1 protein-coding gene is annotated in these 614 nt (G+C 34.9%); it reads right to left on the minus strand.

From position 1 onward, the window contains the following. Window positions 1-56: 56 nt before the first annotated feature. Window positions 57-614, minus strand: a 558-nt coding sequence (locus tag ACYT32_RS12365; protein WP_395266474.1) for a recombinase family protein, incomplete at its 5' end; no start/stop codon positions are given.

The following is a 614-nucleotide window of genomic DNA, read 5'->3' on the forward strand; positions in this document are numbered from 1 at the left end:
ACGGTCGTTCAGCGCATAAAATATCATTAAATTTATGAGAATAGTATAACATCAAACTAATCATGAAATGAAGAGCCTTTAACAAATAATCGAGATAATTTCCTTTCTTTCGCAATCTTATATACAGTACGGTCTGAGACATTGCACATAGAGGCTACCTGAGATACGGTAATATCGGGGTTGCAGTATAACTTAGCTATCTTATCCTTTACCTTATTGTCTAGTGCAGGTCTTCCCAACATTTTGCCATCCAATTTAGCTTGTCGCAGTCCCTCTCTAGTACGCTCACGTAAAGTATTAACTTCAAACTCACTGAACATAGCCAACAATTGCATCATCAGAACACCCGTTGGTGTTGAGGTATCAATATCATCTTTCAACGATTTAAAGGCTATATTGTTAGCTTTTAGGTCTTCGAGAATACTTAATAATGAAGACATCTTACGTGATACTCTATCTAACTTAACAACCACAAACGTTACTTTATACCCTTGCTTTGACAGCCTTTTACAATATGTTAAAGCCTTTTTAAATTCAGGTCGATTATCTTTGCGACCAGAAATTTTTTCACTATATATAACACTAATATTATTGTCTGTAAGTATCCTCTTTTG

The sequence above is a fragment of the Companilactobacillus sp. FL22-3 genome (assembly GCF_054881455.1).